The organism is Streptomyces odontotermitis (assembly GCF_050510915.1).
GTDB lineage: Bacteria > Actinomycetota > Actinomycetes > Streptomycetales > Streptomycetaceae > Streptomyces.
Genome location: NZ_JBNJLS010000007.1, coordinates 359,805 through 385,781, shown reverse-complemented (window position 1 = coordinate 385,781; position 25,977 = coordinate 359,805). Strand labels below are relative to the sequence as shown.

At 72.6% G+C, this 25,977-nt stretch carries 23 protein-coding genes; 9 read left to right on the top strand and 14 right to left on the bottom strand.

The genetic code is table 11. The features are described from left to right. Nucleotides 1-32: 32 nt before the first annotated feature. Genes ACQB60_RS22785 through ACQB60_RS22770 form a run of 4 tightly spaced genes read right to left on the bottom strand, consistent with a single transcriptional unit; the run spans nt 33 to nt 6,410 of the window. Nucleotides 33-3,239 carry a glycoside hydrolase family 38 N-terminal domain-containing protein gene (locus ACQB60_RS22785; RefSeq protein WP_496927912.1) on the bottom strand — a complete coding sequence of 1,069 codons (3,207 nt, stop codon included), beginning with the start codon at nt 3,237-3,239 and terminating at the stop codon, nt 33-35. 28 nt (nt 3,240-3,267) lie between these two features. Next, nucleotides 3,268-4,080, bottom strand: a complete 813-nt coding sequence (locus ACQB60_RS22780; protein ID WP_496927911.1) for a carbohydrate ABC transporter permease — start codon at nt 4,078-4,080, stop codon at nt 3,268-3,270. Nucleotides 4,081-4,092: 12 nt separating this feature from the next. Further along, nucleotides 4,093-5,067, bottom strand: a complete 975-nt coding sequence (locus ACQB60_RS22775; RefSeq protein WP_496927910.1) for a carbohydrate ABC transporter permease — start codon at nt 5,065-5,067, stop codon at nt 4,093-4,095. After that, entirely contained in the window at nt 5,064-6,410 is a 1,347-nt protein-coding gene (locus tag ACQB60_RS22770) for an ABC transporter substrate-binding protein (RefSeq protein ID WP_496927909.1), read from the bottom strand. The genes ACQB60_RS22775 and ACQB60_RS22770 overlap by 4 nt, the downstream gene beginning before the upstream one ends. 439 nt (nt 6,411-6,849) lie before the next feature. Here ACQB60_RS22770 and ACQB60_RS22765 point away from each other — a divergent pair, with 439 nt between their 5' ends. Next, complete coding sequence (locus ACQB60_RS22765) at nt 6,850-7,722, top strand: LLM class flavin-dependent oxidoreductase (RefSeq protein WP_496927908.1); 873 nt, start codon at nt 6,850-6,852, stop codon at nt 7,720-7,722. Here ACQB60_RS22765 and ACQB60_RS22760 read toward each other — a convergent pair. Then, complete coding sequence (locus tag ACQB60_RS22760; RefSeq protein ID WP_496927964.1) at nt 7,691-8,911, bottom strand: MFS transporter; 1,221 nt, start codon at nt 8,909-8,911, stop codon at nt 7,691-7,693. The two genes, ACQB60_RS22765 and ACQB60_RS22760, sit on opposite strands and share 32 nt — an antisense overlap. Before the next feature lie 198 nt (nt 8,912-9,109). On the opposite strand from ACQB60_RS22760, the gene ACQB60_RS22755 reads away from it, so the two are divergent. Together ACQB60_RS22755 and ACQB60_RS22750 are read left to right on the top strand one after the other, a co-directional pair. Further along, nucleotides 9,110-9,856 carry a helix-turn-helix domain-containing protein gene (locus ACQB60_RS22755; protein WP_496927907.1) on the top strand — a complete coding sequence of 249 codons (747 nt, stop codon included), beginning with the start codon at nt 9,110-9,112 and terminating at the stop codon, nt 9,854-9,856. Nucleotides 9,857-9,932: 76 nt separating this feature from the next. Beyond that, entirely contained in the window at nt 9,933-11,414 is a 1,482-nt protein-coding gene (locus tag ACQB60_RS22750) for an amidase (RefSeq protein ID WP_496927906.1), read from the top strand. 27 nt (nt 11,415-11,441) lie between these two features. On the opposite strand, the gene ACQB60_RS22745 is transcribed toward ACQB60_RS22750, so the two are convergent. After that, nucleotides 11,442-12,944 (bottom strand): cytochrome P450, encoded by a 1,503-nt coding sequence (locus tag ACQB60_RS22745; protein ID WP_496927905.1) that lies wholly within the window; start codon nt 12,942-12,944, stop codon nt 11,442-11,444. A 127-nt stretch (nt 12,945-13,071) separates the two neighbouring features. Between ACQB60_RS22745 and ACQB60_RS22740 the strand changes: the two genes are divergently transcribed. After that, entirely contained in the window at nt 13,072-13,734 is a 663-nt protein-coding gene (locus ACQB60_RS22740) for a TetR/AcrR family transcriptional regulator (RefSeq protein ID WP_496927904.1), read from the top strand. A gap of 31 nt (nt 13,735-13,765) precedes the next feature. Here the strand turns inward: ACQB60_RS22740 and ACQB60_RS22735 are convergent, their stop codons facing one another. Then, nucleotides 13,766-14,200 carry an OsmC family protein gene (locus ACQB60_RS22735; protein WP_496927903.1) on the bottom strand — a complete coding sequence of 145 codons (435 nt, stop codon included), beginning with the start codon at nt 14,198-14,200 and terminating at the stop codon, nt 13,766-13,768. A gap of 244 nt (nt 14,201-14,444) precedes the next feature. On the opposite strand from ACQB60_RS22735, the gene ACQB60_RS22730 reads away from it, so the two are divergent. Then, a complete protein-coding gene (locus tag ACQB60_RS22730) occupies nt 14,445-14,873 on the top strand; it encodes a DUF4190 domain-containing protein (RefSeq protein ID WP_496927902.1) in 429 nt (142 codons plus the stop codon). A 112-nt stretch (nt 14,874-14,985) separates the two neighbouring features. On the opposite strand, the gene ACQB60_RS22725 is transcribed toward ACQB60_RS22730, so the two are convergent. Further along, nucleotides 14,986-16,209 carry an MFS transporter gene (locus tag ACQB60_RS22725; RefSeq protein ID WP_496927901.1) on the bottom strand — a complete coding sequence of 408 codons (1,224 nt, stop codon included), beginning with the start codon at nt 16,207-16,209 and terminating at the stop codon, nt 14,986-14,988. A 35-nt stretch (nt 16,210-16,244) separates the two neighbouring features. Next, nucleotides 16,245-16,919 (bottom strand): ArsR/SmtB family transcription factor, encoded by a 675-nt coding sequence (locus tag ACQB60_RS22720; RefSeq protein ID WP_496927900.1) that lies wholly within the window; start codon nt 16,917-16,919, stop codon nt 16,245-16,247. Between the two features lie 226 nt (nt 16,920-17,145). Between ACQB60_RS22720 and ACQB60_RS22715 the strand changes: the two genes are divergently transcribed. Next, nucleotides 17,146-17,331, top strand: a complete 186-nt coding sequence (locus ACQB60_RS22715) for a hypothetical protein (RefSeq protein WP_496927899.1) — start codon at nt 17,146-17,148, stop codon at nt 17,329-17,331. Between the two features lie 2 nt (nt 17,332-17,333). Then, nucleotides 17,334-17,816, top strand: coding sequence for a hypothetical protein (locus tag ACQB60_RS22710; protein ID WP_496927898.1), 483 nt, complete (start codon nt 17,334-17,336; stop codon nt 17,814-17,816). On the opposite strand, the gene ACQB60_RS22705 is transcribed toward ACQB60_RS22710, so the two are convergent. From ACQB60_RS22705 to ACQB60_RS22695, 3 genes are all read right to left on the bottom strand, one after another. Next, nucleotides 17,769-18,200 (bottom strand): hypothetical protein, encoded by a 432-nt coding sequence (locus ACQB60_RS22705; protein WP_496927897.1) that lies wholly within the window; start codon nt 18,198-18,200, stop codon nt 17,769-17,771. The two genes, ACQB60_RS22710 and ACQB60_RS22705, sit on opposite strands and share 48 nt — an antisense overlap. A gap of 217 nt (nt 18,201-18,417) precedes the next feature. Next, a complete protein-coding gene (locus tag ACQB60_RS22700; RefSeq protein ID WP_496927896.1) occupies nt 18,418-19,488 on the bottom strand; it encodes a 2-hydroxyacid dehydrogenase in 1,071 nt (356 codons plus the stop codon). Continuing rightward, on the bottom strand, nt 19,485-20,654 hold the full coding sequence (locus ACQB60_RS22695; RefSeq protein WP_496927895.1) for a lactate 2-monooxygenase: 1,170 nt from the start codon (nt 20,652-20,654) through the stop codon (nt 19,485-19,487). The genes ACQB60_RS22700 and ACQB60_RS22695 overlap by 4 nt, the downstream gene beginning before the upstream one ends. A 126-nt stretch (nt 20,655-20,780) precedes the next feature. Between ACQB60_RS22695 and ACQB60_RS22690 the strand changes: the two genes are divergently transcribed. Next, nucleotides 20,781-22,181, top strand: a complete 1,401-nt coding sequence (locus tag ACQB60_RS22690) for a PucR family transcriptional regulator (RefSeq protein WP_496927894.1) — start codon at nt 20,781-20,783, stop codon at nt 22,179-22,181. 47 nt (nt 22,182-22,228) lie between these two features. Here ACQB60_RS22690 and ACQB60_RS22685 read toward each other — a convergent pair whose 3' ends face one another. Together ACQB60_RS22685 and ACQB60_RS22680 are read right to left on the bottom strand one after the other, a co-directional pair. Beyond that, nucleotides 22,229-23,464, bottom strand: a complete 1,236-nt coding sequence (locus tag ACQB60_RS22685) for a methyltransferase (RefSeq protein WP_496927893.1) — start codon at nt 23,462-23,464, stop codon at nt 22,229-22,231. Nucleotides 23,465-23,773: 309 nt separating this feature from the next. Beyond that, the gene (locus ACQB60_RS22680; protein WP_496927892.1) at nt 23,774-25,303 is read right to left on the bottom strand and encodes a cellulase family glycosylhydrolase; all 1,530 of its coding nucleotides are present in this window, start codon (nt 25,301-25,303) and stop codon (nt 23,774-23,776) included. A gap of 111 nt (nt 25,304-25,414) precedes the next feature. Here ACQB60_RS22680 and ACQB60_RS22675 point away from each other — a divergent pair, with 111 nt between their 5' ends. After that, nucleotides 25,415-25,975: a hypothetical protein gene (locus ACQB60_RS22675; protein WP_496927891.1), complete on the top strand. Its 561-nt coding sequence runs from the start codon at nt 25,415-25,417 to the stop codon at nt 25,973-25,975. The last annotated feature ends 2 nt before the right edge of the window (nt 25,976-25,977 follow it).

Genomic DNA, 25,977 nt, shown 5'->3' with positions numbered 1-25,977 from the left:
TTCTCCTTCGGACGTACGTCGTGCGGGGTGGTTCAGGGGCGGGTCAGGAGGACGGCCGCGGTGCCGAGCGCGGGCACGTCGACGCTCAATGCGCCGTCCGTGAAGGGGAGTTCACGCTGAGGGGTGCCGAGGTAGTCGGCGGCGTGTGCGCAGGCGGCCGTGAAGGGGACGCGGACGGGGCAGGCGACGGGCTCCTCGGCGAAGGACTGGAGCCGCAGCAGCACCGTGCCCGGCTCCGGTGTGGTGGCGCCGACGAGGCGGACGCGCGGGTTGCCCAACTCGGCCAGGACATGGGTGTCCCGCGCGTCCGGTCCCGCCCCCCTGGCCCGTACGGCGCGCAGCGGCCGGCTGAAGGCCGCGGCGGTGCGCGGTCCGAGGCCGTCCGCCGAGCGCGCGCAGGCGAGGCTGTAGCGGAAGGTGAACTCGAACCCCTGGGAGCTGGGGAAGTTGGTGTCCCAGAGGTTGTTGTGGATCCAGGAGAAGACGGTGGCGGGCTCGTCGTGACCGAGGGTCTTGGGGAACGGCGCGTACGGCAGCGCGATGTTGCCGAACTGCACGAGCGGCGCGTCCTGCGTGGACCAGGCCACCGCGAGGTCCGGCTCCGCCAGGGTCACCCAGCGGCGCACGGCCCGCATGTGCGGGGCCGAGCCCGGAACGACGGGGAGGGAGGTGCCGGTGGCGCCGCCGGATGCCTCCATGCGCACGAGCGGCTCGTCGAAGGCGAAGGGGAACGCGAAGTAGGCGCTCTCCTTGCCGAGCGTGGCGTCCTTGTCGAGGCGGTTCTCGATGTCGAGGCGGGGCACGCCGTGCGCCAGGGTGAGGGTGGTGCGCAGCCGGTTGGCGCCGGCCGGGCGCGTCTCGTACGTGAGGGTCTCCTCGGTCGCGGTGGAGCGGCGCGCGACGAGGGCGGCGGGCGGGGCGACGGCGCGGGCGCCGAGGTGTTCGAGCCGGTCGGAGCCGGTGGTGCGGCTGGAGTTGTGGTTGAAGGCGCCCGCGGTCGTGTAGCTGTCGTGGATGTAGCCGTTGAAGCCGATGATGGCGTCGGCGCGGACGAGTTCACGGCCCGTCTCCTTGTCCACGACCGACGCGATGCAGGCGTGCGCCAAGTCGACGCGGACGGCGAGGTGTTCGTTCTCCAGGAGGGTGGGGTCGGGGTGGGCGAGGGCCTCGGCGGCGGTCTCGGCGGGGTCCTCGTTCTCCGTGCCGCCGGTCGGGTTCCAGCCCGTGGCGGCCTTCACCACCGGGGACCCCGGCGCCTCTCCCCCCGTGGAGGCGTCGGCGTCCCCGGTGATGTCGAGCCGCACCGACCCGGCGGCCGGCACGTCCGCCACGCGCAGCACCAGGAAGCGCCCTGCGTCGCGGTGGTCGTCGTTGCTCTGCGCCCGCTCCTCGTGCGGGAGTCGCTCCCCGGTGCGCGCGTCGCGGACCGTGACGGACTGCTCCAGCGGCACGGTGCTCTCCGCCAGGAACAGCTCGACGACGTCGGTGCGCGGCCAGGAGCAGGTGTTGAGCACGTGGTACGAGGCGGTGGCGTCCCGTGCGGGCGCCAGGCGCTGGCCGAGGCGGGCGCAGGCCCGGCGCAGCAGCGCGTCGGCGTCGTCGTGGGCGCGCATGGCCTGCCCGTACTTCCAGTGCCACTGGTGCTCGCCGCTGTGGCCGCCCTCGTCGCCGTGGGTCCAGGGGTCGCCGGCGCCCCAGGTGTGCTCGTCGAAGAGCGACACCGCTTCGTAGACCCCGGCGGCGTCCCTGCTGTCGTCCTCGGCCCCCGTGGCGCCGAGGACGCCGGCGAGCGTCCCGATGGTCTGGGCGTCGGCGACCACGGACTGGGCGGTGCGCGCCAGGGACAGGGGCCGGGCCCCCGAGCCGACGCCGTCCACCCACCAGTCGGTCCAGTCGCCCTCGAAGGTGCGGATCTCGTCGCCGAGCCGGGCTTCGGCGTCGCGGAAGAAGTCCTCGTTGCGGGAGAGCCTGAGGCGCGGGTAGGCCCAGGTCTCGTTCCATCGGCGCACGGTGTCGGCGATGATGCGGCGCGGCGGCGCGTTGTCGCCGAACTTGCCCTGGACGCGCAGGTGCAGGACGTCCCACGGGTAGGGCTCGCGCTTGATGTCCTCCTGGTCCATGGCCCAGCCGAAGATGCCGCCCCGGTACGGATAGGGGTTGCTGGCCAGGGAGGTGAGGTAGGCGGGCAGCAGGTCGTCGACGTCGGCGTAGCGGGTGTCGAAGCCGAGCAGCGGGCCCTCCATGTAGGCGAGGCCGTGCGGGGTGTCGGTGACCCAGACCAGGACGCTGTTGCCGCTGGGGGCGCGCCAGCGGAACAGGCGCGGCAGGCTCTCGCCGCCGACGAGGTGCGGCACGGAACGTCCGGCCCAGTTGTGCGCCACGGACAGGTACTTGACGCCTGCCGCGGCGAGGGCGTCGACGAGGCCGACGACGGCGCCGGGCACGTCGGTCTGCATCGCGGAGGTGAGGTCGATGCCGTGCTCGGTGCGGATCTCGTGGGCCGGGCGCAGCAGTTCGTGGAGTTCGTCGGTGGAGCAGGTCTCGGTGTGCAGGTTGAACGGCAGGGCGGTGAGTTCGACGCGGCCCTCGCGGACCCGGCGCAGGAACTCCTCGACCTGTTCGGCGGGCCGGGCGTCGGCCCACTGCCGGAACGACCACAGCGACTCCACGCACCAGCGGAACCGGGACTCCTCGGGCCAGTCGTCGGTGGCCCGGGTCAGCTCCAGACAGGAGTCGAGGAAGGACAGGTGCTCGGCCAGGACGTGGCCCTGGGGGTCGGTGTAGCCGATGTCGAGGTGGGAGTGGTGGATCAGGTGGATGGTCCAGTGGCGCTGCGGGGTGAGCTGTACGTCGATGCCCGCGTCACCGCCGGGGAGGCTCACAGTGACGCGGGTGGCCGTCTCCACGGCGGGCAGCAGGAGGCGCACGGAGTGGCCGGGCCCCGCGACGCGCTCGGCGGGCAGCGCGGCCCCGGACTCCGTACGGACGCTCAACTCGGCCGGTACGGCGGCTCCGTTGACGGGTTCGACGCGCAGCGACTGGAGCAGCGAGCCGTCGTCCGCGTACCGCATCAGGGGCTCCACGGTGAGCCGGAGCCCGACGCCTGCGGCTCCAAGGGCGCCGTCGGCTCCGTCGGCTCCGTCCAGGGTCCCCTCCGCGCTCGCGGCGGCCGTGCGCAGGCTGGCGCGGATCCGGTCGTTGTCCCAGTCGGTGGTGCGGACGAGGGCCCGTGTCGTCATGCGGAGGTCTCCCGGCGGGTGTGAGGGGTCAGCGGGCGTTGGCGGTGATGCCGCGCAGGAACAGGCCGCGGAACACCAGGAAGAGCAGCAGGGTGGGCACGGACACGATGAGCGCGCCCGCCAGGATGACGGGCGGACCGGCCGAGGAGTAGGCCGTGTTGAGCGTGGTCAGGGCCGCCATCACGGGCTGCACTTCGGGGCTGCGGCTGAGCGTGATGCCGAGCAGCAGGTCGTTCCAGACGGCCGTGAACTGGAAGATGAAGGCGGCGGCGAGCCCGGCGCGCAGCAGCGGCACGTGGATGCGCCAGAAGATCCGGCGCAGGGATGCCCCGTCGATGAGCGCGGCCTCCGTCAACTCCGGTGGCATCGTGGTCATCTGATTGCGGATCAGGAAGAAGGCGAAGGGGATGGCCCACGCCGAGTACACCAGCATCAGGCCGAGCCGGGTGTCGTAGAGGTGGGCGTCCGCGTACAGGCCGAAGAGCGGGGCGAGGAACATCTGCAGCGGGAAGAGCGTGCCGGAGTAGATGAGCCAGAACCAGAAGGCGGGCCTGGGGATGGGCAGGATGACCACCGCGAAGGCCGCCATGGCCGCGACGAGGACGGCGACGAGCCCGCACACCACGGCGTACAGGAGCGAGGACTGGAAGCTGTCACCGATGCCGGCCTGGTCCCAGGCGGTCTTGAGGTTGTCCCACAGCGCGAAGCCCTGCACCGTCCAGCGGGGCTTGCCCTGGTAATCGGCCGCCGGAGTAAGGGAGTTGACGACCAGGAGGTAGAGCGGGACCAGCCAGAGCACCACGCACACCGCGACGAAGAGACGCCGTACGGTCCGTCCCATGGGGTGTCCTCCTCAGCTCTCGTCCGCGGACGTACGCGGCATCTGGCGGCGCAGATACAGCCAGGACGAGGCGACGACGACCACCGAGAGGACCAGGGCGATCGCCGAGCCGTAGCCCACGTGGAAGAGCCGGAAGGTCTCCCGGTACATGCTCAGGGCGAGGGTCTCCGAGGAGCGCGAGGGGCCGCCCTTGGTGAGGACCCAGATCATGTCGAACGCCTTCAGGCTGTTCACGACGGCCATGCCGACCACGACGACGGTGACGGCCCGCAGCTGCGGCAGCGTGATGTGGCGGAACATCCGCCAGCCGCTCGCCCCGTCCAACTCGGCGGCCTCGACGGTCTCTTGGGGAATGGCGCGCAGCCCGATCGCGAACAGCACGACGTTCAGGCCGGTCGCCTGCCAGGTGCCGGCCACGATCATCGCGAGGGTGTTCTGCGGCCACTCCAGGAGCCAGGCGTGCGCCCAGGAGTCGAGGCCCACGGCGCGCAGCACCTGGTTGACGGCGCCCTCGGACGTCAGCATGAAGTTCCACAGCACGGCGGTGGCGGCCACCGAGATCGCGTACGGCAGGACGATGACGAGCTGCGCGAGGCCACCGAAGCGCATGCGGTGCGTGGCGACCGCGATGAGCAGCCCGGCCAGGACCGGAAGCAGCAGCGTCCCGGCCACCCACAGCAGGGTGTTGAGGAGAGCGCGCCCGAAGACCGGGTCGTCGGCGAGCCTGGCGTAGTTGTCCAGGCCCGTGTAGCTGCTGGTGAAGCCGTTGTCCTCGAAGAAGCTGCCGTAGACGCTGCGGAAGAAGGGGTAGACGAGCAGCACGCCGACGAAGGCGAGGGCGGGCAGCGCCCAGGGCAGCGCGGCCACGGGCCCGCCGAACCGGCCACTGGTGCGGGCGGCCTGGTGCGGGGTGCGCAGCGGCACCCGGCGGCGGGCGCGCACCGGTTCGGGCGCGCCGGTCGCGGCGGTGGTCACGGCCTCGGTCATGTCCCCTTCGCCCCCTCCCCCTGCTCGGTCTTCTCCGTCTTCTCGGATTCCCGCCACACCTTCCAGGCGTCGTCGGCGCGGCCCTGCATGGTGCGCAGCACCTTCCGGTACGAGGACGGGTTCAGCAGGAAGCCCGCGAGATCGTCCACGGTGGCCTCGACCAGTTCGGGCGGGCCCTGCTCCCAGAAGCGGTTGAGCATCCGCAGCCGGTCGCCGCGCACTTTCTCGGCGAGGCCCGCGATGACCGTGTTGGGCGGGGCGACCCGCGGGTTGGGGCAGCCGTCCTGGAGGGTGTGCGAGAACGCCTTCATCACGCTGGGCCGCAGCCAGTTGCTCGCCGCCTTGACGGCCTCGGTGCGGTCGGGGCCCTTCACGGTGGCGACGAGGGCGCTGGACTCGAAGATGACGCAGGGGCGCGTGTCCGGTGCGGCCATGGGCAGCACGAACGCGCCGTAGTTCTTGCCGGGCTTGCCGCCCACCCCGCCGAGGATGCCGCCGAACCAGGTGCCGCACGCCACCATGCCGACCTTGCCGTGCACCAGGACGCCCGCCGCGTCGGTGTGGCTCATGTCCATGGGCGTGAACCAGTCCTTGTCGAAGAACGAGGCGATGGTGCGCAGGGCGCGCTCGGCGCGCGGGTCGGTGTAGCGGGCGCGGCCGTTCATCAAGTCGTCGTAGAACTGGGGGTCCTGGCGGCTGAGGACCTCCTGGAACCAGATGAAGGAGGGCCAGCGGTCGGCGGCCGTGCCGTGCAGCGGCGTGATCCCGCTCTTCTTCAGGCGGGCGCAGACGGTCATGAACTCGGCCCAGGTGGCGGGCGGTTGGAGGTCGTGGGCGCGGAAGACCTCGGGGTTGTAGAAGAGCACCCAGTACGCGAGGTTCATGGGCAGCCCGAAGACCCGGTCCCGGTAGGTGAAGGCGCTCCGCAGCGAGGCGTCGACCCAGCGCCTGCGCACGGCGGCGTCCCACTGCTCGCTGAGGTCGACGATGCCGCCGGTGCGGGCGAGGTCCTGGAGCCGGTAGCCCGACCAGTACTTGAGGAGGTCGGGGGTGCGGTCGGTGCGCAGCGAGGACTTGACGATCTGCTCGAACGACTCCAGGGACGGGTTGACCTGGGGCACCAGCTGGAGGGCGGCCGCCTGCTTCATCGCGGCGCCCGCGGCGGCCATGGGCTTCTCCCAGGCGGCGCTGTCCCCGAGCACGGCGACCTTGCCCGCGGGCAGCCCGGAGGCCGAGCTGCAGGCGGTGGTGAGCCCGCCCGCAGCGGCAGCGGTGGCCGCGGCGAGGAGGGTGCGGCGGGCGAGCTGGGGCCCTGGTGACGACCCCACGGAACGACCTGACATGGGCGGCTCCCCCAGGCGTGAGTCGGCCCGGTGTTAGCGTTAACACGGGCGTCTTGGAGCTTCTCGGCACCGGGGGTGGATGTCAATGGCCCGGACGGCCCGGGGGCAGGCGAAGGTCCTCAACGCGCCATGTCCCAGAGCCCGTTGAGGGTGACGCTCAGCGGGTCGGAGGTGTCACCCGCCGCCCAGGAGCTCCGCCCTGGCCGCCGCGAACTCCTCCTGCGTCATCAGGCCCTGCTGGACTTCGCGTCAGCTCCCTTCCATCGCCGCCGCCGGGGCATCGGCCCCGGCCGCCGTCCGGTACGCCGCGCGCCTGCTCCACCCGGTCCGGCGGATTCCGCACCAACGCCACGATGAGCCCGCCCGCGTCTCGTCCGTGCCGCTGCGGCGGCCGCGAAATGGTGTTGATCGCCCGCCGGGAGACGGCTAGGAAGGCGGCATGACGACTCTCGGTGTGGTGTTCCGTCCCCAGCTCCCTCCCGAACGGCTCCGCGGCATGGTGCGCACCGCCGAGGAGGCGGGCCTGGAGGAGCTGTGGCTCTGGGAGGACTGTTTCCTGGAGAGCGGCATCGCGAGCGCGGCGGCGGCGCTCGCCTGGTCGGAGCGGCTGCGCGTGGGCGTGGGCCTGCTGCCGGTCCCGCTGCGCAACGCCGCGCTCGCCACGATGGAGGCCGCCACCCTGCACCGCCTCTTCCCCGGCCGCGTCCTGCTCGGCGTCGGCCACGGCGTGCAGGACTGGATGGGGCAGGTGGGCGCGCGGGCCGAGTCGCCGGTGACCTTGCTGCGGGAGCATCTCGACGCGATGCGGGCCCTGTTGGCGGGCGAGCGCGTCACCACGCGGGGGCGGTACGTGCAGTTGGACGGCGTCGCCCTGGACTGGCCGCCCGCCGAGGCGCCGCCGGTCTTCGCGGGGGCGCGGGGGCCGCGGTCGGTGCGGCTCACCGGGGAGGCGGCGGACGGCACGATCCTGGACGCGAGCGCCTCGGTGGAGGCGGTGCGGGCGGCGCGCCGACTCATTGATGAGGGGCGCGAGTCGGCGGGGCGGACCGGCCCCCACCCCGTCATCGTCTACCTGTACGCGGCGACCGGGCCGGACGCGGCGGAGCGGCTGCGCGCCGAGCTCGTGCGCGACGGGCGGGCGGCGACGGAGGACCTCGGGGTCGCCGGGGACGCACAGGCGTGGGCGAAGGCCGTCCGCGACCTCGCGGCGGCGGGCGCGGACACGGTCGTCCTGCAGCCCACGGCCGACGAGCCGGACCCCGAGGGGGTCGTGCGGTTCGTCACGGACGAGGTTCGCCCGCTGGTTCCGTGACGGTTGCCGCCGGCTCGGCGGCGTCCTTCCTCGATTCCGCAACGCCCTCTGTACGCGCGGCCGCCGACGCCCGGTCCGCGGCCGCTTCGAGCGTCTCGGGCTCGCGCAGGGTGCGCAGCAGCAGCCAGCCGAGGGCGGGCAGGGCGATCAGCGGGGCGAGGGCGGTGCGCAGCGACGTGGCGTCGGCGAGGGCGCCGATGGCGGGGCTCGCCAGGCCGCCGACGCTGACCGCGAGGCCCAGCGTGACGCCGCTCGCGGTGCCGACGCGGCTGGGCAGATAGTCCTGGCCGAGCGTGACGTGCAGCGAGAAGGGCACGTACAGGCCGGCCGAGGTGAGCGCGACGGCGGCGAAGAGCGCGGGCCCCGGCACGAGGACGACGCCCGCGACGGAGAGCACGGACAGCGCGTACGACCACCGCACCACGGACACGCGCCCGTACCGGGCGGCGAGCCTCCCCCCGGCGACGGTGCCGACCGCGCCGCCGATGTAGAGCACGAACAGCGCGGCCGTACCGGCGACTTGGCCGCCTCCGGTGCGCTGGCGCACGTACAGGGAAATGAAGGCGCTGAGGCCGACGAAGACGATGGAGCGGCACATGATGGCGCCGGTCAGGCGGAGGAAGGAGGGCCAGTCGTCGCGGACGGCGGACCGCCCCCCGCGCGGCCCGCTCGCCGTCGCGGCGCCCGCGCGAGGGGCGGCCGAGCGCAGCGCGGCCAGGCACAGCGCCGCACCGGCGACGGCGGGGACGACCAGGAGCGGCGAGGCGCCCAGACCGCCCACCCCGACGACGGCGGCGACCAGCAGCGGCGCGGCGGCGAAGCCCAGGTTCCCGCCGAGCGAGAACCAGCCCATCGCGGTGTGGCTCCCCCGGCTCGCGGCCCGCGCGACGCGAGCCGACTCGGGATGGTAGGCGGCGACCCCGATCCCGGACACGGCGACGACCGCGAGCGTGAGGGCATACGAGTCGCCGACCCCGGCGAGGGCGACGCCGACGCCGCCCGCGAGGGTGCTCACCGGCAGCAGCCACGGGAGCGCCCACTTGTCGGTGAGCGCCCCGAACAGCGGCTGCACCACCGAGGAGAGCAGCGAGGCGGCGAGGACGATGCCGGAGGCGGCGGCGTAGCTGTAGGCGCGCTCGGCTACGAAGAACGGCACCAGGGCGGCGACCGCCCCCTGGTAGACGTCCACGCAGGCGTGGCTGAGGGCGAGGAGGGTGACGGGGCCGGTGCGCCGGGCGGGCGAGGGCCGCGTCTCCTGGGGAGCGGCCTGTTCCGGCAGTTCTGGGGGAGCTGTCTGCGGCACGGGGTTCGTCTGTACGGATTTCTTGGGCACCGCCTCATCGTGGCCGCCCGGCACCCTGGCGCGCTTCCGATAAAATGCCAACCTATGTCGGAGATCCGCCACCTCCCCGAGGCCCCCACCATCACCAAGTCCCTCGCGCCCGGGGAACACGTCGACCCGCACCGGCACGACACGCACCAGATCATCTACGCGGGCTCGGGCGTCCTGGCCGTCACCACCGACGCCGGGACCTGGTTCGCGCCCGGCACCCGCGCGATCTGGGTGCCCGCGGGCTGCGTCCACGCGCACCGCGCGCACGGACAGCTCGCCCTGCACCTGCTCGGCCTGCCCGCCGCCACCAACCCGCTGGGCCTGGACGCCCCCACGGTCCTGGCCGTCAGCCCGCTCCTGCGCGAGCTGATCCTCGCCTGCACCCGCGACCCCGGCGCCGACTCCCCCGCCGACCGGAGGCTGCGCGCGGTCCTCCTGGACCAGCTGCGCGCCTCGCCGCAGCAGCCCGTCCAGCTGCCCGCACCCACCGATCCCCGCCTCGCGGCCGTCTGCGACCTGCTGCACGAGGACCCGGCCGACCCGCGCCCGCTGGCCGAGTTCGCCGCCGGGGCGGGGGCGAGCGAGCGCACCCTCAGCCGGCTCTTCCGCCGCGAGCTCGGCATGACCTTCCCGCAGTGGCGCACCCAGCTGCGGCTGTACCACGCCCTGCGGGTGCTCGGCGACGACGTGCCGGTCACCGCGGTGGCGCACCGCTGCGGCTGGTCGTCGACGAGCGCCTTCATCGACGTGTTCCGGCGGGCGTTCGGCTACACCCCCGGCACACATGGCCGCCCGGTGTGACGGGTAGCCTCGGCGGACGGCCGGAAGGCCGCGTACCGGCAGGTCAACGACCGTCACCGAAAGGGAAGATGGGCAGATGGGCCAGGAGAGCGCCGCAGAGGGAGCACCGGGAGCACAGGGAATCGCCGCGATGGACGCGCTGGCGCAGGCCGCGGCCGTCCGCGCCAAGGAGATCAGTCCCGTCGAGCTCGTCGAGCACGGCCTGGACCGGATCGCCGCGCACAACGAGGCGCTCGGCGCCTTCGTGACCCTCACCGAGGAGTCCGCCCGCGCCGCGGCGAAGGCCGCCGAACAGCGCCTGGCCACCGAGGACCCGGCCGACCTCCCCCCACTCTTCGGCGTTCCGACCGCCGTCAAGGACCTCACCGCCACCGCCGGGGTGCGCACGATGCACGGCTCCGCGGCCTTCGCCGAGAACGTCCCGCAACACGACGCGCACAGCGTCCGGTTGCTGAAGGCAGCGGGCACGATCAGCCTCGGCAAGACCAACACCCCCGAGTTCGGCGTCGCCTCCTACACGGCCAGCGACGTCGCGCCGGTCGCCCGTACGCCGTGGGACACCCGCCTGTCCGCGGGCGGATCGAGCGGCGGGGCGGCCGCGGCCGTCGCCGCCGGGATCGTCCCCTTCGCGCACGGCAGCGACGGCGGCGGCTCGCTGCGCATCCCCGCGAGCGTGTGCGGCATCGTGGGCTTCAAGCCCTCGCGGGGCAGGGTGAGTTCGGCCCCGGAGCCCAATGTGGCGGGCCTCGCCGTCGAGGGCCCGCTGGCCCGCACGGTGCGCGACGCGGCGGCGCTCCTCGACGTGCTGAGCGTCCCCTCGCCCGGCGACCCGTACTGGGCGCAGCCGCTGCCCCCGGGCGAGACCTTCCTCGCCCACGCGCAGCGCGAGCCAGGGCGCCTGCGCATCGCGCGCTACGCGGACCTGGGCGAGAGCGGCCAGGCCGTCGACCCGGACTGCCGCGCCGCCTACGAGGACGCCACCGCGCTCCTGACCGGCCTGGGCCACGAGGTCGAGGAGATCCCCAACCCCTTTGTGGGCGCGATCGGTTCCATCTTCTTCCCGCTGTGGGGAGTCCAGTCCCTGCGCTACGAGGTCCCGGAGGAGAAGGAGCACCTCCTGCGCCCCCTGACCCGCTTCTGGCGGCGCCAGGGCCGCAAAGTCAGCGGCGAGCAGCTCTTCCGGGCACTCGCCGCCGCCCAGACGCTCACCCGCCGGGTCATCGAGGCGACGAGCCCGTACGACGCCGTGCTCACCCCGACGCTCGGCCTGCCACCGCAGCCCCTGTCGTTCTTCGAGGGCCCCGAGGGCCGGGAGACGGAGCCGACCGACGACCAGCTCGTGGCCGAACTCCACCGCCAGTCCCTCTTCACCCCCTTCACCAGCCCCCTGAACATCACCGGCCAGCCCGCCGTGAGCCTGCCCCTGTACTGGAACGCGGCGGGCCTGCCCATCGGCGTCAGCCTGACCGGACGGCCCGCGGGCGAGGGCCCGCTGCTGTCGCTGTGCGCGCAGGTGGAGGCGGCGCGGCCGTGGGCGGGGCGGTGGCCTGAGCTCTGAGGGCCGCACCGGGATCGCCGGCGCCGGCTAACCCCGGCGCGTCAGCCCCAGCCGCAGCCCCTCCGGCATCAGCGTCAGCCGCTCCACCACGCGCAGCCGGTAGCCCGGGTCCGCGTGCAGGTCGTAGCGGCGCAGCAGCAGGCCGAGCACCAACGTGGCCTCGTGCAGGGCGAATTGGCGGCCGATGCAGGCGCGGGCGCCGGTGCCGAAGGGCTTGAAGACGTGGGGTGGGCGGGCGCGTACGGCGGCCGCCTCGAAGCGGTCGGGGTCGAAGCGCTCGGGGTGTTCGCCCCAGGCGGCGGGGTCGCGGTGCAGCATCGCCACCAGGACCAGGGCCCAGGCGCCCTGCCGCATCGGGTGGACGCCGCCGAGCACGGTGTCGTGCTTGGCCTCGCGCGCGAAGGCGGGGGCGGTGGGCCACAGGCGCAGGGACTCGTCCAGGACCCGGCGCAGGTAGCGGAGCTTGGCGACCTGCTCGTACGCGGGCTCGTCGGCGTCGCCCCAGACCTGGTCGACCTCGGCCTGCGCGCGGGCCAGGACGTCGGGGTGGCGGGCCAGGTAGTGGAGCGCGAACGACAGGGCGCCGGAGGTGGTTTCGTGCCCGGCGACCAGGAAGGTGATGACCTGGCGGCGGATGTTCTCCGGTGAGAGCCGTTCGCCGGTCTCGGGGTGGGCGACCTCCAGCATCCGGTCCAGCAGGTCTCCCGTCCGGACCCCCGCCCCCGTCCGCTGCCCGGAAGCGCGGCGGACGGCGATCACGTCGTCCACGGTGCGGTTGAGGTAGGCCATGTGCGCGGCGTTGCGCCGCTCGGCGCCGCGCAGCAGGAGCGGGGTGAGCAGCGGCGGGACGACGTTGCGGCGCTGGGCGTGGGTGAGCGTGCCGACCATCGCGGTCACGAAGGGGTGCGGGCGGCTGCGCTCGAAGGAGCCGAAGTCGTGGCCGAAGCCGGTGCGGGCGATGGTCTCCAGGGTCAGTTTCGTCATGTCCCCGGGCACGTCCACGCGGTCGCCCGCCGCCTCCTGGGCGTCCCAGCGGGTCATCAACTGCCGTGCCACGTCCAGCATCAGCGGGTGGTAGCCCGCCATGGCGTCACGGCTGAAGCCGGGGGCCAGGACATCATGGGCGAGCTGCCAGTTGGGCTCGTGGTTGTAGGCGGTGAACAGGCCGTCGCCCGCGACCGGGCGGAGGTTGGCGACGCCCAGGCCGACGTGCTTGGCGAACCGCGCCTCGTCGGCCAGCTCCGCCGCGAGATCGGCGCCCCAGACGAAGACGATCTCCTTGCCGAACCCCTTGCGGCGGAAGATCGGCCCGAGTTGTCCGGCGATCCGCATCGAGTCCTGCACGGGCGTGCGGACGTTGACGCCGACGACGTCGCCGAGGACGGGCAGGCGGCGCGGCGGGTGCGGGATGCGGCGCAGCTCGGGCCAGCCGAGCTCGGCGCTGCGGAACCCCTTGGGCACGGCGGCCGGGCCGACCGCTCCGCCCGCATCCCCTCCACCCGCCGTCGGCCGCTGCGTCACCTGCGCCATGAGCCATCTCCCTTGTGCGACAGGCCCGTTGGGACTGTTGTACGTGGATTCAATAAGCGCCCCCAGTGTGCTGCCGCTATTGAATCCACGTCAAGTAAGGAGGGGAAAGGTCAAGTAGGGTGCTGGCATGGCGGCGAAGGGACAGCGGACTCACGTGCGCGGCGAGCGAGCCCGGACGGGAGAAGGACAGCCCCAGGAGCGCACGCGCCGCCGCCTGAGCACCGAGGAGCGCCGGGAGCAGCTGCTGTGCGTGGGCTCGCGGCTCTTCGCCAGCAACCCGTACGACGACGTGTGGATCGAGCAGGTCGCGGAGATCGCGGGCGTCTCCCGAGGGCTCCTCTACCACTACTTCCCGACGAAGCGGGACTTCTTCGCGGCGGTCGTGCGCCGCGAGAGCGAGCGGATGCTGCGCCTCACACAGGCGGTGCCGGGCATCCCGGTGCGCGAACAGATCGGCACCGGGCTCGACACCTTCCTCGGCTATGTGGAGTCGCACGCGGAGGGCTTCCGCGCCTTCCACCGGGCGGAGGCGGCAGGCGACCCCACGGTGCGCGCGGTCTACCGGGAGGGCCTCGACAACCAGGAGCGGCAGATCCTGGAGGCGCTCGCCGCGGCGCCCGAAACGGCTTATACCGACGAGGAGTTGCCCGCACTGCGCCTGGCGGTGCGCGGCTGGCTGGCCTTCCTGGTGGCGGTCTGCCTGGAGTGGCTGGAGCGCCCGGAGGAGCTCTCGCGCGACGCGGTGCGGGATGTGTGCGCGCGGGCCCTGCTGGGTGCCATCACACCGTGACGGCCCCCGCGACGCGAGGGCACCGGGTGGGTCACCCCGCGGAGAAGGCCACCGTCCCGTCGGGCAGGACCGCCTCGACCTGGGCGCCGTGCTCCACGGTGCGGCTGACGGTGCAGTACCGCTCGTGCGTCAGGCGCACCCCGCGCGCGAAGACCTCGGCGGGGGTGCCTTCGGGCAGCTCCATCTCGTACGAGACGCGGACGACGCCCACGCGCCCGTCGTCCTCGGGGCGGGAGACGGACTCCACGACGATGCGCAGGTCGTCGTGGTCCACGGCGCGGGCGGTCCGGTCGACGACCAGTCCCCCACAGCCGCCGAGGGCCGCGAGCAGCAGCTCGACGGGGGTGAACGACGGCTGGGTGCCGGGGTCGTCGGCGGCACCGATGCGGACCTCGGCGCCGCGGTCGTTGCGGGCGGTCCAGTCGCGGTAGCCGTTGCGGACGGTTTCGATGCGGTAGTCGGCCATGGCGTGACCGTACCCGCGGACCACCGGGATACGGATCACCCCGCCCCCTCCCGCCCCCTCCCGTCCCCTCCCGCGCCACGCTGCGGACGGAACGTGCCTGAGCAACTACCGGACGATGAGCGCCCGTTGCATCCCCTCCCCCAGGGGTTCCTGTGGCCAACGCCCCCACGGACCACGCAAACGACTGAGCCCGAACGGCCCTGACCACTTACGATGTCCCGACTCACCAAACGGAAGGGAGATCATGTCCGATCCCAACGCCCCGGCCCACAACCCGTACCCCCAGCCGCAGCAGCCGCCTGCTCCCGGCTACGGCTACCCCGCTCCCGGGGCCGGAGCGCCGCACCAGTACCCGGCCGCGCCCCCGCTCTACGGCGCACCGGGACCGGGCTACCCGATGGCGATGCAGCCGAGCAACGGGATGGGCACCGCGGGACTCGTCTGCGGAATCATCGGCGTGGTCCTGAGCCTGACCTTCATCCTGTGGTTCGTCGGCATCATCCTGGGCATCCTCGGGATCATCTTCGGCTCGATCGGCATATCGAAGGCGAACAAGGGCGAGGCCACGAACAAGGGGGCCGCGACGGGCGGCCTGATCTGCGGCGTGGTGGCGACGGTGCTGCTCCCGCTGCTCGGCCTGCTCCTGTTCGCCAGCGTCATGGGCGCGGCCTGAGGCCCCGGGCACCGATCCAGGAGCCCACAGAGCCTCCGCCCGGACACACACCTGCGGGCCGGCACCGACGACGGTGCCGGCCCGCGGTTGCGTTCTCGGTGCGTCATCGTCATCACGCTCCGGCCCGACGCAAGCCCGGTACGGCAAGAGCCACCGCGGCGGCCAGCAGGCTGATCACGCCGCATCCGGCGAAGAGGGCGGCTGCGCCCCACAGTTGGGCGGTGAGGCCCGCGACGGGGAGGAGGGCGGGGGCCAGACCCAGGGTGCACAGGGTCGTCAGTGCGGTGACACGGCCGAGGTAGCGGGGGTCGGCCTCCGCTTGGGCCAGAGTGCTGGTGAGCGTCGTGGTGACACCACTGCCCAGTCCGATCAGGGCGGTGAGGGCAACGGCGGCGGGCAAGGACGGGGCGCGGCCCAGGACACCCGTGGCCACAGCGGCGATCAGCAGCCCAGTGATCACGCTCCACCCGACGCGCGGAATCCGCGCGACCACCGTGACCCATAAGGCCGCGGCCCCGGCCCCCACGCTGAAGCCGCTCGCCATCCAACCCGCCCCCACGGCACCCCATCCCCGTTCGCCCGCCAGCAGCACCAGCCCCAGGACGACGGGCCCGCTGAAGCACATCTCACTGAGCCCGATCACCGCTGCGAGTGGAGCGAGGGTGCGGTGGCAGCGCACATAGCGCAGACCGTCACGCAACTCCCCGAGGGCGGCGGCACGTTGAGGAGCCGTCGACCCGAGGGCGAGTGCGGGTGCGGGTGCGACCCGCACGGTGAGGAGGAGGGCGAGCGACACGGCGAAGAGGACTCCAGCGGCGGCGAAGGCACCGGCTGCCCCGCCCCGGGCCAGCACGACTCCCGCCACGCCGGGGCCCACCGAGTTGCTGACCCGAATCGACAGTCCGCGCATGCCCTGGACCCGGGCCAGTTGATCCCTCGTCGTGATGCGAGGCGGAAACGCGCCCACGGCCGGCATGAACACCGCGTCCACCACGCCGAAGATCAGGGCGAGCAGGATCAGCAGCCATGTCCCCGGCGCGGCCAGCAGCAGCGCGGCGGCCGCGCCCAGGATGACCACGCAGCGGACACCGTCACTGACCGCCGCCACCCGGCGCGGGCCGTGGCGGTCCGCCACCACTCCCCCGACGAGCATGAACACCGCACGCGGGAGAGCCCCGGCCGCGACCACCAAACCCGCCTGCGAGGGACCGGCCGTACGGGTCGCCGACCACGACAGCGCCAGGAAGTAGACCACGTCACCGGTGACCGACGCGGTGTACGCCGCAAGCCAGCGCAATACGTTGCCGTCCCGGTGGGCGGGCCGTGCGGCAGCCATGACCGGGGACGGTTCTGGTTCTGGGTCTGGGTCTGTCACGAGCTGTCGGCACCGTCGGACCGAACGATCGCGGCGGACTCGGCGGACTGCAACGCAACCGTGCCGGGAACCGGAAACGCCTGCACCTGCACCGTCACCGGCGTCAGCCCGTCGACATCCTCACCGCGCTCGGCGTCGCCGCCCTCTGCCTCCCGGTATCGGGCGACCACCGCGAAGATCTCGTCCCGTATGTCCGCGACCCCCTGCGGACTCAGCCTCAGCACGAAGTCCCCGAACGTGCCGACCTCGAACCACTCTTCAGGCAGCAGCGGCACCTCCTGCGCCGCCGCCCGCAAGCGATCCGCGGCCGCGAGGGCCACGGCGTGCACATAGCCACGTCCGGCCTCGCGCTGCTCCGAAGCCATAGGCGAAGGGGCATGGCACGAGGGAGTGCGAGAGGCGGGATCATGGATCGACTGCTGGTGGACAGCCTTCCACCACCGCTCGCGCCCGCTGCCGCGCCCCGGTTCCTCGGCTATCAGCCCACCGGCCGCGAGGCGCCGCAGGTGATAGCTCGCAGCACCGGGATTGATGCCGAGCTCCTCCGCGACCCTGGTCGCCGTCGACGGGCCCCGCTGACGCAGCAGCGTGAGGACGTGGATGCGCAGGGGGTGGGCGAGCACGCGCAGAGCGGCGGTGCCCAGTTCCCATCCCGTGTTCGTGTCCGCCATGCGCGCCACGATAGACCTACAACACTTCTTTCAAAAGAGTTGTTGTGAAGGGTAGTTGGCGCGCGCTCGCGTCAAGTGACGAGCAGCCACGCCAGGGGGCGGGTACGGGCGGGTATGTGAGGCGCGTGTGGTCGCGGTGGCGTAACTCCTCGATCGATTTCGACGAGAAGATGGCGATCAAGGGGATTCTCTTGGACCATGAGAAACCGGCCGGGAAGGGGTACCCGTGGGGAAAAAGAAGAAGAAGAATGAGGGAAAGTCCCCGAAAGCTCAGCAGACACAGAAACAAGAGGCAAAAGCAGGAGGGGATGAAGAGTACCCGAGGTTTGGCGCTGTTGTGATTACAGAGGCTCCGAGTCTTGCGATTTCGGAAGAAGACCCCAGCTTCTCCGAGCCCCCTCACGTGATCTGAAAGTGTCAGCGGGCGAGGTGGTCGTCTCCTATATCGAGAAGGAGATTACGGCGGTAGCCGCTCGACGGGCCGCCCTGGAGTCCCGGGCGATCTCCGTCATCACGACATCCGGCACACTCGTGACGGTTCTGCTGGGTCTGGCTGCTCTATCGCCGGATGAGTTGGAGCAGTCAGCCGCTACGCGAGTCCTCGTAGGTCTAGCGCTCATCGGATTCATCGTGGCGGCCGCCTTCGGAGTCTGGGCGAACATTCCGATGAAGTTTCTGGAAGTGAATCCAGAAACGTTGCACGCACACATCGCGGAACCTCTCTGGTCTGCAGACGAGGCGAAAGCGAAGCGTGAGGTTGCTCGGGTTCAACTTGAAAGCTGGGGATTTCTGCACGCCGCTTGCCGCCGCAAGGGGAGGCTGCTGTTTGCGGCATTCGTTGCGCAGCTCTCAGCGGTCATCACGTTGGGTGTGGCGATCGTGCTGTTCCTGGTCTGAGGATTCAGTGAGGTGCCTGGCGGCACGAAGCTCGTGACGGTCGCCCTGCTGGGCGCCCGAAGACGGACCCCCGCCGGGCCGGTCCCTCAGTGTGCCCGGCCCGGCGGGAGCCGCGGACGCGTCGCAGAACTGGACCGTGACCGTTCCCGCACCTGAGGCAGGTGCGGTGATGCACCGTCCCGTGCGTGCGTTGGTGAACGTGAACAGACCCGCCTGGAAATCGAGCTTTGAAGCGTTCTCCGTGGCGTTGTCCAGACAGTGGCTCGATTTCCCTACGTTGATCGGCGTGAACCCCGCGGCCTGCGCAGGCGCACTGGCCATCGCCATGGCCAGTACCGCCAACAACGCAGCCACGAGTGCGAACAGGCTGAATCTCTTGGGCATGGGCGTCCTCCGACGTCGCTCACCGTCAGCTCTGCCCTCCCTGCATGCCCCGCGCTCAGCTTGATGGGAGCGGGGGTCGGCGTCGAGTCAAGTTCCTTTCAACGGATCGAATCGTCCCGGTCACGCAGTCCGGCGTGACGCCATGGGTGCCGGAGAGGCAGAGGAGCGTGCGCGGGCCCCTGACCCCTGGCCCCGTTCCACAGCCGTCGCTGCCGCGTCAGGAGATGACGTCCCGGACCGGCTTCCCCTCCAAGTGCTCCACCACATTCTGCACCGCCGCCAGCGCGATGCGGACGAGGGTTTCCCTTGTGACGCCTGCGACGTGTGGGGAGAGCACCACGTTCGGGGCCTTCAGGAGGCGGAGGGCCGCGGTGGGGGGTTCGGGGTCGAAGACGTCGATTCCGGCGCCCGCCAGGGTGCCTGCCGTGAGGGCGTCGGCGAGGGCGTCCTGGTCGATGAGCGCGCCGCGTGCCGTGTTGATCACGAATGCCGTGGGTTTGAGCAGGGCGAGGCGGGGTGCGTCGAGGAGGTGGTGGGTGTCCTCGGTGAGCGGGGCGTGCAGGGATACGTAGTCGGAGGTGCGCAGGAGGTCGTCGAGGGGGACGTGGCGGGCGTTGCCCAGTCGGGCGGCCGCCTCGGGGGCGAGGGGGCGCGGACCCGCGTACACGATGTTCATGTCGAACACGACGGCGCGGCGGGCGACTTCCTCGCCGATGTGGCCGAGGCCGATGATGCCGAGGGTCTTGCCGGAGAGTTCGGTGATCGACTGCTGCAGGCGGGGCAGCGCCCAGTCCGCCTCGGTCAACGCGGTGTGGGCGGGCACGAGCTGCTTGGCGAGGGCCAGCATGAGCGCGAAGGTCTGCTCGGCGACGTTCTGCTTCTCGGCGCCGCTGGAGCCGATGTTGCAGACGTGCACGGAGTGCTCGCGGGCCGCTTCCAGGTCGACGTAGTCGAAGCCGTGGCTTGCGCACTGGACGAGTTCGAGGTCGGGGGCGGCGGCGATGTGCTCAGCGGTGACGGGGCCGAGGCCGGTGATGATGACGTGCGCGGAGCGCAGCGCGTCGGGGTTCTCGTCGGTGGCCTCGACGACGGTGACGTGGGCCTGCTCCGGGAAGACCGAAGCGAGCGCGGCGCCGACGGAACGGCCGCCCACGTGGGGCGAGATGACGGCCAGGACGTTTTTGGTGTTTTTGGTGTTTTTGGTGTTCTCGGCGTTCTTCGTGTTCTTCGTGTTCTTCGTGTTCTTCGTGTTCTTCGTGTTCTTCGTGTTCTTCGTGTTCTCAGTCATGCGGGGGCCTCGGTGAGGTCGTCGGGGGTGAGGGTGGACGGAGTGGCGTGGCCCGACAGGGCCAGGGTCAGGTCCAGTTCGGCGAGCAGGCAGCGGATCACGTGGTCGACGCCCGCCTGTCCGTCGAGGCCGAGACCGTACGCGTACGGGCGGCCGACGAGCACCGAATCGGCGCCCAGGGCAAGGGCCTTGACGATGTCGTCGCCGGTGCGGATGCCGCTGTCGAAGAGGACGGTGAGCCGGTCCCCGACGGCCTCGACGACGCGCGGCAAGGCGTCGGCGGCGGCGACGGAGCCCGCGACCTGGCGGCCGCCGTGGTTGGAGACGACCACGCCGTCCATCCCCGCGTCGGCGGCGCGGCGCGCGTCGTCGGGGTGCAGGATGCCTTTCAGGACGATCGGGCCGTCCCAGTTCTCCCGGAGGAAAGCGAGGTCCGGCCAGGTCTTGGCGGGATCGGAGAACATCCCCACGAAGTGCATGACGGCCGCGTTCGGGTCCTCGTGTACGGGCTTGGCGAGGCCGGCCTGGAAGGCGGGGTCGGTGAAGTAGTTGGCGGTGCCCACGCCGTGCAGGAACGGCAGGTACGCCTGGTCGAGGTCGCGGGGCCGCCAGGCGAGCAGCGGGGTGTCGAGCGTGACGAACAGGGCGCTGAACCCTGCGGCCTTCGCCCGGTCGAGGAAGCTCTTGGTGACGTCGCGGTCCTTGGCCCAGTACAGCTGGAACCACCGCTGCCCCTCCCCCATCGCCTCGGCAACCTGCTCCATGGGCGTGCTGGAGGCGGAGGAGAGGATGAACGGGACGCCCCGGGCCGCGGCGGCGCGCGCGGCGGCGGACTCCCCTTCCGGGTGCATGATCGACAGGACGCCGACGGGGGCGAGCGCAAGCGGCGCGGGCAGCCGGTGGCCCAACACCTCGACGGACAGGTCGCGTTCGTGGACGTCGCGGAGCATGCGCGGCACGATGCGGCGGCGTCGCAGGGCCTCCCGGTTGGCGGCGGCGGTGCTGCCGTCGCCCGCGCTGCCCGCGACATAGCCGACCGGGCCGGGCCCGAGCCGCTGCTCGGTGAGCTCCTCCAGGCGGGTCAGGTCGGTGGGCAGCCGCGGCACCGCCCCGGTCATGCCGTTGAGGTAGATCTCGTACTGGAAGTCAGCCCAGTTCGCCGCCATGCAAGGGTCCCGTCTCTCGTCACTGCTCTTCACGCTGAGACTGCGATCTGCTGGCCACGATCCTGCTCACCCGCTCCCCTCCCGTCCATGGCCGTGCGCACCCCTTTCCGATGGGACTATCACTGTGTGATAAACAAGCGCGACCAGATCCGCCGGGAACTGCTCTCCGACCCCGCCGTCGTCGAGGCCGTCGTGGAAGCCGTGCACGAACGGGTTCCCGCGTACACGGCACTCGACGGCAGCCGCCTGCCCGAGGTGCGCGCCATCACCGCGTGGGGCCTCGAACGCCTCCTCGACCTGTGGGTCACGGAGGGCGAGGTGAGCGGCGACGATCTGCGCCGCTTCCGCGGGATCGCGGCGGCGCGGGCGGCGGACGGGCGGCCGCTGCCCGCCGTCCTGCGCGCCTACCGGGTCGCGGCCACGGTCCTCGCCGACCAGGTCGCCGCCCGCGCCCCGCGCCTGCCGGCCCGCGACGCCCTCGCCCTGGCCCGTCTCCTCCTCGCCGCCGTCGACACCATCTCGGAGGAGATGACCACGGCGTACGCGGCCACGGCCGACCGCCTCACCGCGGACCGCGACCGCGCCCTCCGCCTCCTCCTCGACGACCTGATCGCAGGCCGCCACGCCTCCCTCGGCGCCCTCACGGACAGAGCGTCCCGCCTGGGCGTCCAACTCCCCGAGCGCTACTGCCTGTTGGCGGCGGAACCAATCGCCCCGGACGAGCCTGAGGTGTCGCTCGCGGCGGCGATGGGGCTGCTGGCGGGGCTCACGGCGCCGGAGAAACGACCCTCGAAACGACCCGAGAAGGCGCCGGAGAAGCAACCGGAGAAGGTGCCGGACAAGGGGGTGAGGGCGGGGGCGGCCCCCGCGAGCATCGCCAGCGGCAGCGGAAACGGCAACGGCAACGGCAACGGCAGCACCAGGAGGAGCACGGCCACGAACGCCGACAGCACCGAAGCCGGTGACGCCGGGCTCCGACCCCCTGGCCAGACCGTCGCACTCGCCACCACCCACGGCTCGCGTGCCGTCCTGCTGCTGCCCGTCGGCGCCGCCGAGACCGTGCCCGGCGTCCTGCGGGCGCAGGGCTGGCGGGGGTGTGTGATCGTCGGCGAGAGCCTCGACCGGGTCGCCGTCGCGCACCGGCTCGCGGCCGGGGCCCTGGACACCGCTCCCCCGCACGCCCACCGGGCCGACCGGGTCCTCACCGACGCCGACGCGCACGTCCTGGCGCTGCTCGCCGGGCACCCGGTGGCCGGGCCCGACCGGATCGGCCGGATCGTCCTCGGTCCGCTCGCCGAACCCGGCCAGGGCCACCTCCTCGACGCCCTCACGGCCTACATCGACACGGGCTCCGCCAACGCCGCAGCCCGCGCCCTGCACCTCCACCCCCAGTCGGTCCGCTACCGGCTGCGCCGCGTCCTGGCTGTGACGGGCCGCGACCCGCAGGACCCGTGGCAGCGGCTGACCTTCGACATCGCCCGTACGATCGCGTCCGGTGCACGGGCGGGAGGCGCCGCACACCGGTGAGCCGTCCGAGGCCCGTCACGGTGCTTATCAAGAGGTGATGAAGACCGTCAGCCGACCGGGGCCGATCCAACCGGGGCCAGCCGCCACAGCGACGTCACCTCCGCCGCACGGGCGAGGCGCAGCGGATCGTCGGGGTCGGGGTCCACGGCGCGCGGGTGCCGCGGCCGGACGTCGGACCGGTCGACGACCCGCAGCCCCGCCCCCGCCACGGCGTCAAGGAGTTCCCGCCGCGTCCGCAGCCCGAGGTGCTCGGCCAGGTCCGAGAGGATCAGCCAGCCCTCGCCGCCCGGTTCGAGGTGTGCGGTGAGGCCGTCGAGGAAGGCGTGGAGCATGCGGCCGCCCGGGTCGTAGACGCCCTGTTCCAGGGTCGAGCTCGGACGGGCCGGAATCCAGGGCGGGTTGCAGACCACGAGCCCGGCACGGCCCTCCGGGTAGAGGACGGTGTCGCGTACGTCCACGCGGTCCGCGATCCCGAGCCGGTCCATGGTGGCGCGGGCGCAGGCCAGGGCGCGCGGTGAGATGTCGGTCGCCACGACGCGGGCCACGCCGCGGCGGGCGAGCACGGCCGCCAGTACCCCGGTTCCCGTTCCCAGGTCGAAGGCCGTACGGGTGCCTGGGGTACCCGGGCTACCCGGGCCCTCGCTCCGCACAGCAGCCGGCAGCGGTGCCCGGGCCACCAGGTCCACGTACTCGCCCCGTACCGGCGAGAACACCCCGTAGTGGGGGTGCACGCGGGCGCCGAGCGCGGGCACCTCAACTCCCTTGGTGCGCCACTGATGTGCGCCGAGCACACCGAGCAGCTCGGTGAGGGCGACCCCGACGGGCTCACCCGGCGGCGGCCCGTACGCCTCGGCGCACGCCTGCCGGACGTCGGGCGCCCGCCGCAGGGCGAGGGTGTGGTCGCCTTCGAGGAGGACCAGGAGCATGCCGAGGACGCGGGCGCGGTGGCGGCGCGCGCGGCGCTCGGCGTGGAACGCCTCGGCGGGGCTCGGGCCCCCGACCTCGCCGGGACCATCCAACGGGGCGGGCGCCGCGGCCGCGGCGCCCTTCCGGACCGCATCCTTCCGGTCCACCCGCCGCCCCAGCGCGCTCAGCAGCTGGCGCGCTCCGTGATAGTCGCCCCGCCACAGCAGGGCGGTGCCTTCGCAGGCGAGGCGGTAGGCGTGGTCGGCCTTCATGCGGTCGTCGGCGACGACGACACGGCGGGGCGGGCGGGACTCGTTCTCGGAATGCCAGCGGGCGGACCGGGCGACTTCGGCCTCGGTCCAGTGGAACCTGGACACCAGGTACTCCTCGTGATCGACGTGATCGAACGTGCGGGGCACGAAGAGCACTTCGACGGGAGCACACGGAACCACCCGGCCCGGGGCCGGTTTCGCGGGCGTGCGAAAGGGGGTGGGTCAGAGGGAGTGGTGACGGCTCCGCGTCGAAGCGCCCGAGGAGCGGTCATCCAGGACCATCCCCTGGACCACGCCTGCGACGATGCCGTGCGTCACGAACTGCCCTTTCGGAGAACCACTGAACTTCAGCGAGAAGAGAAAACGGAGAAGCTTTCCGGACCTTCTCACGCGGGCCGCATCGCGGGCAAACCCTCAAGCGGGCGCCGCACGCGGCGTGACGCGCACCGCATGCTCGCCCGGTCCCGAACGGACCGTCAGAATGCGGGACTTGGGGTCCCAGGACACCGGGCGGCCACCGCTGACCCGTCCGCCGTGCGGGAAGAAGCGCTCCGGCAGGTAGATCTCCGTGCCGCCCGGCACCCCGTCGCCCGCCGCTCCGCCCGTCCCCCGCCACCGCACCGTCAGCCGCCTCGCCCCCGCGTCCCACGCGTATCCCACCGGGTCCCCGGCGATCGCACGCGGGTAGGGGCGGTCGAGCACCGGGAGCAGCTTCGTGGGCTTCATGTCCGAGTCCCAAGGCGCCCAGGAACCGGGGTCGTTGGACCAGTACGCGAGGCCCGCGCCCATGTCGTCGGCCATGCGCTGGACCTTCGCCACGTACTCCAGGGCGCCGGGCAGGGTGACGTCCAGGCCGAACTCGCCGATGACGACGGGGGCGGCCAGTCGTCGCGCGGTCTTCTCGGTCTGCTCGCGCCAGGCGTCGAGGGACGCGTCGACCCGGGCCTTGGTGGCGCCGGTGTAGCCGCCGCCGAGGTCCATGGGCAGGGGGTACAGGTGGGGTGCGTACGCGATGCGGGCGGACGCGCCGTCGCCGCGCGGGTCCGTCAGGCGCGGGAGGGCCGTCGCGAAGCCCCAGTTGGCGCCGATCGCCGACGGCTCGACGAACAGCCAGTGGTCGCGGTCGACGGTGCGGATCGCGTCGATGGTCTTCTGGTAGAGGCCGGCGAGTGGCCCGGACTCGAAGGCGGGGCCCTGGACGGTACCGCCCCAGGGCTCGTTCATGAGGTCGTAGCCGATGACGGTGTCGTCGGCGGCGAAGCGGCGGGCCACGTGGCGCCAGGCGTCCGCGTAATGGCGGCGCAGGTCGCGGCCGCCGCCGTCGGTGCCCCAGAAGTGGTCGAAGGCGCGCACCGTGCCGGGTTCGACGTAACCCAGCTCCCAGGGGTCCTGCGCGGCGGAGGGGAGTCCGTCGGTGTCGGTCGCCCATGCCGGGGCGCCGTTGCCGCCGGTCGCCGGGCCGTACAGGTCCTGGTGCATGTCGAGCATGACCTTGTAGCCGCGCTCGCCGTACCAGCGCACGCGCTCGGCGACGTCACGGAGGTAGTCCTCGTCGTAGCGGCCCGGGCTCGGCTCGACGTTGCGCCACTGGAGGAGGAAGCGGACGAAGTCGGTGCCGAGCGCGCGCCGTTCGCGCTCGACGTCCTTCTCCGTGATCCAGGGCATGCCGTCGGGTGCCTGCTTGGCGCTGCTCGCGGTGGACAGCCCGCGCAGCACGAGGGCGCGGCCGTCCCGGTCGGTGATCCAGCGGTGGCCGCTGGCGGTCGCGGCCCGTGCGGCGCCCGAGCCTTCGGGGCCCACGGCGACGAGCAGTGCGGCGGCGACGGCGAGCGTGACACCGTAAACCGTCCGACTACGCCACTTTCCGCGCCACTTGGCCTGGCCGAGCCAGGCCGTCGACCACCGTGCGCGCAGCGTTCGGCCGCGCCGTCCCTCGCGTCGCATGCCGCGGATCGTAGATCGGTGGCACGGCCCCGCGGAATACCTGAGAAGTGTTCACTTTTCCTTCGTCCACCCCCTGCCCAGGCGTGCGTCCGCCGCCTACAGTGACCGGCCATGCGCCGGCCAGAGATCCGCACCCGTCCCGTCGCGGCCGCCGCCGCGGGCTGTCTGCTGCTCGTGCTGCTGCACGGCAGCGCCACCGTCCTGACGGCGTTCACCGCGCGGGCGGGTCTGACCGTGGTACCGAGTGCGCTCGGCGTGCCGATGGCCCTGCCGGGGCTGCGAGCGGTCCCGCTCGGCGGCACGGAGTGGGCCTGGCAGCTGTGCGAGGACTTCGCGGCGCTGCTCCTGCTCGCCGTCGCGGTCGCACGGATGCGGCGCCATGTGCGCAAGCGGCCCACCGGAGGCCGGATGCGCCGGGCGTGGGCAGGGTGGACGGCACTCGTCGCGGGTGCCGCGGCCGCGGGAGTCTGGCGCGGCCTGGTGGCGGCGCGCATGGTCGAGGCCGACTCGTGGGGCTGGCTCGCACTGCCGCTGGCGGGTGGCATGTCCGGGGCGCTGTGGGGGCTGGCCCTGGGATGGCTGCCGGGTCTCGCCGTACTCGCGACCTGCGCGAGCGAGCGGAGGCGCCGGGCCGTCCTCGAGGTGCCGCCGGAGCGGGACCCGAGCCTGTAGAC